Source organism: Nocardia sp. NPDC056541 (assembly GCF_042794235.1).
Lineage (GTDB): Bacteria > Actinomycetota > Actinomycetes > Mycobacteriales > Mycobacteriaceae > Nocardia.
This window is the reverse complement of record NZ_JBHTUD010000035.1, coordinates 23,885-31,047: the sequence shown is the minus strand read 5'-3', so window position 1 is coordinate 31,047 and position 7,163 is coordinate 23,885. Positions and strand designations below refer to the sequence as shown.

At 68.6% G+C, this 7,163-nt stretch carries 9 protein-coding genes; 1 reads left to right on the top strand and 8 read right to left on the bottom strand.

Annotated elements, in window-relative coordinates:
• Positions 1-143: 143 nt before the first annotated feature.
• The 8 genes from ACFQ9R_RS33700 to clpS all read right to left on the bottom strand — a co-directional run bounded on the left by ACFQ9R_RS33700 (position 144) and on the right by clpS (position 5,704).
• Entirely contained in the window at positions 144-908 is a 765-nt protein-coding gene (locus ACFQ9R_RS33700; RefSeq protein ID WP_378996732.1) for a cyclic nucleotide-degrading phosphodiesterase, read from the bottom strand.
• A gap of 69 nt (positions 909-977) precedes the next feature.
• A complete protein-coding gene (locus tag ACFQ9R_RS33695; RefSeq protein ID WP_378996729.1) occupies positions 978-1,691 on the bottom strand; it encodes a rhomboid family intramembrane serine protease in 714 nt (237 codons plus the stop codon).
• A 71-nt stretch (positions 1,692-1,762) separates the two neighbouring features.
• Positions 1,763-2,725: a PLP-dependent cysteine synthase family protein gene (locus ACFQ9R_RS33690; protein ID WP_378996727.1), complete on the bottom strand. Its 963-nt coding sequence runs from the start codon at positions 2,723-2,725 to the stop codon at positions 1,763-1,765.
• A 4-nt stretch (positions 2,726-2,729) separates the two neighbouring features.
• Positions 2,730-3,005, bottom strand: a complete 276-nt coding sequence (locus ACFQ9R_RS33685) for a MoaD/ThiS family protein (RefSeq protein ID WP_101464168.1) — start codon at positions 3,003-3,005, stop codon at positions 2,730-2,732.
• 37 nt (positions 3,006-3,042) lie between these two features.
• Positions 3,043-3,456, bottom strand: a complete 414-nt coding sequence (locus ACFQ9R_RS33680; RefSeq protein WP_358071628.1) for a M67 family metallopeptidase — start codon at positions 3,454-3,456, stop codon at positions 3,043-3,045.
• Between the two features lie 214 nt (positions 3,457-3,670).
• Positions 3,671-4,732, bottom strand: coding sequence for a P1 family peptidase (locus ACFQ9R_RS33675; RefSeq protein ID WP_378996725.1), 1,062 nt, complete (start codon positions 4,730-4,732; stop codon positions 3,671-3,673).
• Positions 4,733-4,765: 33 nt separating this feature from the next.
• Positions 4,766-5,335 (bottom strand): DUF2017 domain-containing protein, encoded by a 570-nt coding sequence (locus tag ACFQ9R_RS33670; RefSeq protein WP_378996723.1) that lies wholly within the window; start codon positions 5,333-5,335, stop codon positions 4,766-4,768.
• A 21-nt stretch (positions 5,336-5,356) separates the two neighbouring features.
• Positions 5,357-5,704 (bottom strand): ATP-dependent Clp protease adapter ClpS, encoded by a 348-nt coding sequence (gene clpS / locus ACFQ9R_RS33665; RefSeq protein WP_101464172.1) that lies wholly within the window; start codon positions 5,702-5,704, stop codon positions 5,357-5,359.
• Positions 5,705-5,765: 61 nt separating this feature from the next.
• Here clpS and ACFQ9R_RS33660 point away from each other — a divergent pair, with 61 nt between their 5' ends.
• Positions 5,766-7,079: a nicotinate phosphoribosyltransferase gene (locus ACFQ9R_RS33660; RefSeq protein ID WP_378996720.1), complete on the top strand. Its 1,314-nt coding sequence runs from the start codon at positions 5,766-5,768 to the stop codon at positions 7,077-7,079.
• The last annotated feature ends 84 nt before the right edge of the window (positions 7,080-7,163 follow it).

Sequence of the window (7,163 nt, the reverse complement as noted above, 5' to 3'; positions counted from 1 at the left end):
GTCTGCGCTCGAAGCGCATGCGCCGCAGGCGCGAGTCTCGAGCGCTGACCGGCGGCCCCTCAGGGCCGCGGACACGCGCGCGCCAGCGCGCCAATAAACACAGCGTCAAACAGTCCCGGGACTACCGAACTCCGAATCCCGCCCTATAGGTCGAACGTCTCCCCCGGCGACACCGCGTGCACCGGCCCCGAGAACGCCGCCTTGGCCTCCGCGATCACATCCTCACGTGAAGTCCACGGCGGAATATGGGTCAGCAACAGCTCCTTGGCCCCCGCGCGAGTAGCGATTTCCCCCGCCTCGGTCCCCGAAAGATGAATCCCCGGCGGACGATTCGCCGGATCATGAGTCCACGACGCCTCGGCCATCAGCACATCCGCACCCTGCGCCAAGTCGACCACCGCATCGCACATCGCCGTATCACCGGTGTAGACGAAGACCCGGCCGTCGCCCGCGGTGATCCGCAGCCCATAGGACTCCGGCGGGTGGAACATCCGCCGAGCTTCCACCGTGTGACCGGGCCCGAACGGAATCGGGGTGTTCTCGACCCACGCCTGCGAGTCGATCACATCGGACCAGTCGTCGGTCTCGCCGCCGATCTCCGCGGACGCATTGCCGATCCGCAGCGCGGAATCGGACGGCCCGCGGACCAGTGCCTTCCCGGTCGGCGGATTCGGGTGGTAGCGACGCCACACCAGCAGTGCGGGCAGATCCAAGCAGTGATCCGCGTGCAGGTGGGTGAGGAAGATATCGACATCGGCCGGGTTCATGTGCTTCTGCAGCGCGCCGAAAATACCGGGGCCGAAGTCGATGACAGTCGGCCGCATATCAGGGCCCGTCAGCAGGTAGCCCGACGCTGGGGAGTCCGGGCCGGACACGCTGCCCGAGCACCCGAGGACGGTAAGGCGCATACCCCCATGCTGCCACGACGTGCTGGTGCTCAATGCAGGATCCCCCCAATTTCCAGACCGGATCCCCGGTTACCGCGTTGGTAGTGCGCGGCCGACCGATGCTCCACGGCGGCGTCGACGTTCATCTGACGAGAGTACCCAGCCCGCGAGCACTCCACCCACCGCCCCGAAAAGATGCCCCTGCCAAGAAATTCGAGGGTCGCTCGGCAGCACGCCCCACAGCATCGAGCCGTAGAACACGAGGATCACCAGTCCCACCACGATCTGGCCCACATTGCGCGTGAACCACCCGCGGCAGATCAGGTACGTCAGCCAGCCGAACACGATCGACGACGCTCCCACGTGCACACTTCCCGCCGACCCCGTGAGCCAGGTACCGACGCCCGCGATCACCCAGATGATCGCCGTGGCCGCGATCCCCCGCCCGATCCCGGAGAGCAACACGAGGAAACCCAACACGAGCAACGGCAGCGTGTTGGCGAACAGATGGTCCCACCCGCCGTGCAGCAGCGGGGCCCACAGAATCCCGTCGAGCCCGGATACCTCGCGCGGCTCGATGCCCGCCGAGTCGAGTTCGCCGACCGATCCGGGTGGCGAATCGTAGGAGAGGACCATGTCGACGCCCTCGATCACGTACAGCGCCCCCACGAAGCCCAGAATCACCACCGCGGCCCGAATCCACGAACCGCCTCGCGACGCGCCGATGCCCGAACTCGCGTTGCCACGCAGCCCCGAGATCCGATCAGGATCGAACGAGGCACCCACCCCACCGCTCACCGACATCGCCTCCACTCCGGCAAGGGACCGTCGAACAGCCCGTTGACCAGAGCGTACCGAAGCCGGGTCACATCGCGTCAGGCCCAGAGTTGCCCGTCCAGCTTCTCCTCGGCTTCGTCCAGCGTGCCGTCGTATGCCCCGGTGGACAGATACTTCCAGCCGCCGTCGGCGACCACGAACGCGATATCGGCCCGTTTCCCGGCCTTCTGCGCCTTCTTGGCGATGCCGAGCGCGGCGTGCAGGATCGCCCCGGTGGAGATCCCGGCGAAGATTCCCTCCTCGCCGACCAGTTCGCGAGTCCGTTTCACCGCGTCGTACGGGCCCACCGAGAACCGGGTGGTGAGCACCTTCTCGTCGTAGAGCTCTGGGATGAATCCCTCGTCGATGTTGCGCAGGCCGTAGACCAGTTCGCCGTAGCGGGGTTCGGCGGCCACGATCTCGATACCGGGCACGTTTTCACGCAGGAACCGGCCGGTGCCCATCAACGTCCCGGTCGTGCCGAGTCCCGCGACGAAATGGGTGATCTCCGGCAGGTCGGCCAGTAGTTCCGGCCCGGTGTTCTCGTAGTGCGCGAGCGCGTTGGCCGGGTTGCCGTACTGGTACAGCATCACCCAATCCGGATTCTCCGCCGCGATCTGCTTGGCCATCGCCACCGCTTGATTGGATCCGCCCGCCGCGGGCGAGTCGATGATCTCGGCGCCGAACATCGTGAGCAGTTGCCGCCGCTCCACCGAGGTGTTCTCCGGCATCACGCACACGATCCGGTAACCCTTGAGCTTGGCCGCCATGGCCAGCGAGATCCCGGTGTTGCCGCTGGTCGGCTCCAGAATCGTGCAGCCGGGGGTGAGCAGCCCGTCGGCCTCGGCCTGTTCGATCATCCGCAGCGCGGGCCGGTCCTTGATCGAGCCCGTGGGATTGCGGTCCTCGAGCTTGGCCCACAGCCGCACATGATCGTCGCCGTCCCACTGGGGCGACAGGGTCTGCAATCCGACGAGCGGCGTATTGCCGAGCGTCGCGATCAGCGATTCGTAGCGGGCCACGGGGTCAGGCGCCGCCGGCCACGGCGGGCAGGATGGTGACCGACGCGCCCGCGGGCACCTCGGCTTCCAGCCCACCGGAGAAGCGCACGTCCTCGTCGTCGACGTAGATGTTGACGTAGCGGTTCAGCTTGCCGTCCGACAGCAGCTTCTCGGCCAGCCCGGGGTGGTTCGCGTCGAGATCGGCGATGAGCGCGGACAGCGTCGAGCCCTCGCCCTGCACCCGCTTCTCACCTCCGGTGATACCACGCATGATGGTCGGAATGGACACGGTTACCGGCATGGGGGCTCCTCGGGGGTGGTGACTGTTCTCGGACGGTTCAGTAGGAATCGACGATGCGCACCGGTTCTTCGGTGACCTCGCCGTCGACGATGCGGTAGCTGCGCAGTTCGTGTTCCTGCGGGTCGCGCGTGGAGACCAGCACATAGTGCGCGTCCGGTTCGGCGGCGTAGGAGATGTCGGTGCGGCTCGGGTAGGCCTCGGTGGCGGTGTGCGAGTGGTAGATCACGACCGGCACTTCGTCGGCGTCGTCCATCGCGCGCCACACGCGCAGCTGTTCACCGGAATCGAACCGGTAGAAGGTGGGCGAGCGTTCGGCGTTGACCATCGCGACGAAGCGTTCCGGCCGGTCGCTGCCCTCGGGGCCGGCGATGATGCCGCAGGCCTCGTCCGGGTGGTCGGCGCGAGCGTGCGCCACCATCGCGTCAACGAGATCGGCCCTGATCACCAGCACTTCATCGACCCTTTCCACATCCTGCGTGCGCGCTGTCGAGCACCTTCCCCGACAACGACCCACCCTATTCGGGTATTCCGCGGGGTATGCACTCCGGTCCCGGCCGGATCGTCACCGCAGGCGCGGCAAGCCGCCGAAGGGCTGGTCAGCAGGCAGTTGCGGCCACCGGGCAGCCGCACCACCGACAGTGGGCGACCTCGCGCGAGGTCGCCGATCAGCGCGGAAACAGATCGTAGTAGGCGGGGATCCCGGCGATCGAGGTCGCGGCGAGCACCGCGTCGACGACGGCGCGCTCGACGACCACCGCCGCGGCCGTACACAACTGGTCGAGCAGCAGCAGGTCGGTGGGGAAAGCGCGCGGCAGCGCGAGCGGGGTGACCTCGATCGCGCCGGTGGACAGCGCGAACAGGGTGTCGCCGTCGAGCGGGGAATGCACGGGGCGGATCGCCCGGGCGAGTCCGTCGTGCCCGGTCGCGGCCAGCCGTCGGCAGCCGGCTGGGTCGAGGGCGGCGTCGGTGGCGATCACCCCGATCGTGGTGTTGAGCACCATGCTCTTCGCGGGGAGCGCGGCAAGTGCGGCGATCTCGTCCGCTGTCGCGTGCCGCAACCCGAAGAAGTCGGGTCCGTCGGTGCCGACGCCCCACGGCAACCCGGTGCGCGGATCGACGACCGACCCGACGGGATTGGCCACGATCACCGCGCCGACGGTCACCCCGGCCCCGGGGCCGTCCGCGAGAACCACACTCGCCGAACCGATTCCGCCCTTGATCGCGCCCGCCCGCGCACCGACACCGGCGCCCGCGGTGCCCCGGGCGAACTCGGTCGACGCCGCCGCGGCCGCGCGATAACCGAAGTCCGCGCCGGGCCGGATACCCCAGTCCCCGACCGGCAGATCGAAGATCACCGCGCCGGGCACGATCGGGACCACCCGACTCGGGTCGGCCGGGTCCATCGGAATGCCCTCGCGGTGTTCCTCCGACCAGCGCATCACCCCGTCCGCGGCGGCGAGGCCGTACGCGCTACCTCCGGTGAGGAGCACGGCATTGAGTTGGCGAACGGTGTTGGCCGGGTCGAGTAGGTCGGTTTCCCTGGTGCCGGGTCCGCCGCCGCGGACGTCGACCGAGGCCGTCGCGCCGCCGGGGACCCGCACGACCGTGCAGCCCGTCGCGGCGCCGGTACCGAGGGTGACTTCGGCGTCGAGCGCCTGGTAATGCCCGACCAGCACCCCGGCGACATCAGTGATCGAGTTGCGTACTCCGGGGCCGCTGCGCATCATCTCGTCCTTCGTCGGCGATTCCGGTCGTCGCGCTCACGGCGCGAGCGCTTGCAGTAGTGAATCCTGCATCCAGGTGAGCCAGTGGTAGACGTCCAGATGCGGGGCGCGCGGGTCTTCCGGATCGAAATGGTCGGGCGTGTCGTCGTCGATGTCGAGCAGAGTGCCCAGCGCGAGCCGGACATCGGTGAGCGCGGCCAGCCACGCGTCGGCCTGCTCGGGCGTGAGCGCGATCTTGCCGCCCACTTCCGGGCAGCTGTCGAGGACGGTCTGCCCGGCGGCCAGTTTCGCGTCGATGATCTCCGGCTCGTGCAGGCTGCGCAGCGCGCTGTTGAGATCGGCGCGCGTGGCATCGGGAGAACCGGGCTCGGCGCGGTGGAAATCGGGCAGCAGACGCAGCAGTTGCGGATCGTCGGGCGGGGTGGAGCTGCCCGTGCGCAAGCCGGTGAGCGCGGCGAGTTCGTCTTCGGGAGCGTCGGCTGCGCGGTCACTGAGCAGTCCGGACACCGCGCCGATCAGAGAGCGAAGGACGGTGGCCTCGTGCTCGTCCATTTCGGATCGAAGCTTGAGGCCACTCAGTGAGTTCTTCCTGCTCCACTTACGCACAGGCCCAGGTTACTCAGGTCGTCAGTCGCGCTGCATGGTTGCCCAGAGCCCCGCGGCGTGCAGTCGGCGCACGTCCTGCTCCATCTTGTCGCGCGATCCCGAGGACACCACCGCCTTGCCCTCGTTGTGCACCTGCATCATCAACTCGGTCGCCTTGGCTTTGCTGTAGCCGAACAGCTTCTGGAAGATGTAGGTGACGTAGTGCATGAGGTTCACCGGATCGTCCCAGACCACGGTGACCCAGGGCCGGTCCTCGGCCTCCAGGATCTCGGTGTATTCGGTGGTCTCCGGTGTCGCCTGCGGTGCCGACAGTGCGGCGTTCACAGCGTCGGTGACGGCGCCGGCCCGAACGTTATTGCACACGGCCATAAAAACCAGGGTACGACGAGGCCCGCAGGAAACAACACCCGCGGTGACTAGAGTTTCTGGTGTGCAGATCCGTGACGAGTTCGCCAGCAGCGCGCTGCTGACCGACCAGTACGAGCTGACCATGCTGGCCGCGGCGCTGGCCGACGGTTCGGCTCAGCGACAGTGCACCTTCGAGGTGTTCGCCCGGCGGTTGCCGAACGGGCGCCGCTACGGCGTCGTCGCCGGCACCGGCCGTCTGCTCGACGCGCTGACCCGCTTCCGCTTCGGCCCGCAAGAGCTGGCCGTGGTCGCGAAGTTCCTCGATCCGGCCACCGTCGACTGGTTGCGCGAGTATCGCTTCACCGGCGATATCGACGGCTACGCCGAAGGCGAGCTGTACTTCCCCGGTTCACCGATCCTGACCGTGCGCGGCAGTTTCGCCGAATGCGTGCTGCTCGAGACCCTCGCGCTGTCGATCTTCAATCACGACAGCGCTATCGCCTCGTCGGCCGCCCGGATGGTGAGCGCGGCCGCGGGCCGCCGGATGATCGAGATGGGATCGCGGCGCACCCACGAGCTCGCCGCGCCGTCGAGCTCGCGCGCCGCCTACCTGGCCGGATTCGACGCGACCTCCAATCTCGAGGCCGTGCGCAGCTTCGGCGTGCCCGGCGCGGGCACCAGCGCGCACGCCTTCACGCTGCTGCACAGCGGCGCCGACGGCGAACACGAAGCCGCGGCGTTCCGCAGCCAGATCGACACGCTCGGCATCGGCACCACGCTGCTGGTCGACACCTTCGACATCACCCGGGGTGTCGCCACGGCCATCGAGGTGGCCGGGCCCGAGCTGGGCGGTGTGCGCATCGACTCCGGCGACCTCGGCGTCCTCGCCAGGCAGGTCCGCGACCAGCTCGACGAACTCGGCGCCACCGGCACGCGCATCGTGGTCTCCGGCGATCTGGACGAGTACGCGATCGCGGCGCTGCGTGCCGAACCGGTCGACGTGTACGGCGTCGGCACGTCGGTGGTCGTCGGTTCGGGTGCCCCGACCGCGGGCATGGTCTACAAGTTGGTCGAGGTCGACGGCATCGCGGTGGCCAAGCGGTCCAGTCACAAGCAGTCGCGCGGCGGGACCAAGAAGGCGGTGCGATTGGCCCGCGCCACCGGCACGATCGTCGAGGAGATCGTCTATCCCGAAGGCGGAGAAGCACCGGCCACCAACGGTTTTCAGGTGCGGGAGCTGCAGGTGCCGCTGGTTCGCGAGGGCAAGGTGGTCGACGGCGTGGCGACGCTGGCGCAGAGTCGCGAACTGGTCGCACGCGGGTTGGTGAGCCTGCCGTGGGAAGGGCTGAAGCTCTCCGCGGGCGAGCCCGCCGTGCCGACAACGTTCCTCGGCTGAGCGTCGCGGCACGCCGACGTGCCGACGACTCTCGACCGCACCGGCACCCGGTCGGCCACCGCGCCGGGGTGGCCGCGCGGCGTC

Excerpts from the sequence above, each read along its gene's own strand:
- ACFQ9R_RS33685 (WP_101464168.1), bottom strand. The coding sequence starts at position 3,005 with ATGCCGGTAACCGTGTCCATTCCGACCATCATGCGTGGTATCACCGGA.
- ACFQ9R_RS33700 (WP_378996732.1), bottom strand. The coding sequence starts at position 908 with ATGCGCCTTACCGTCCTCGGGTGCTCGGGCAGCGTGTCCGGCCCGGAC.
- ACFQ9R_RS33695 (WP_378996729.1), bottom strand. The coding sequence starts at position 1,691 with ATGTCGGTGAGCGGTGGGGTGGGTGCCTCGTTCGATCCTGATCGGATC.
- ACFQ9R_RS33675 (WP_378996725.1), bottom strand. The coding sequence starts at position 4,732 with ATGATGCGCAGCGGCCCCGGAGTACGCAACTCGATCACTGATGTCGCC.
- clpS (WP_101464172.1), bottom strand. The coding sequence starts at position 5,704 with ATGGCCGTGTGCAATAACGTTCGGGCCGGCGCCGTCACCGACGCTGTG.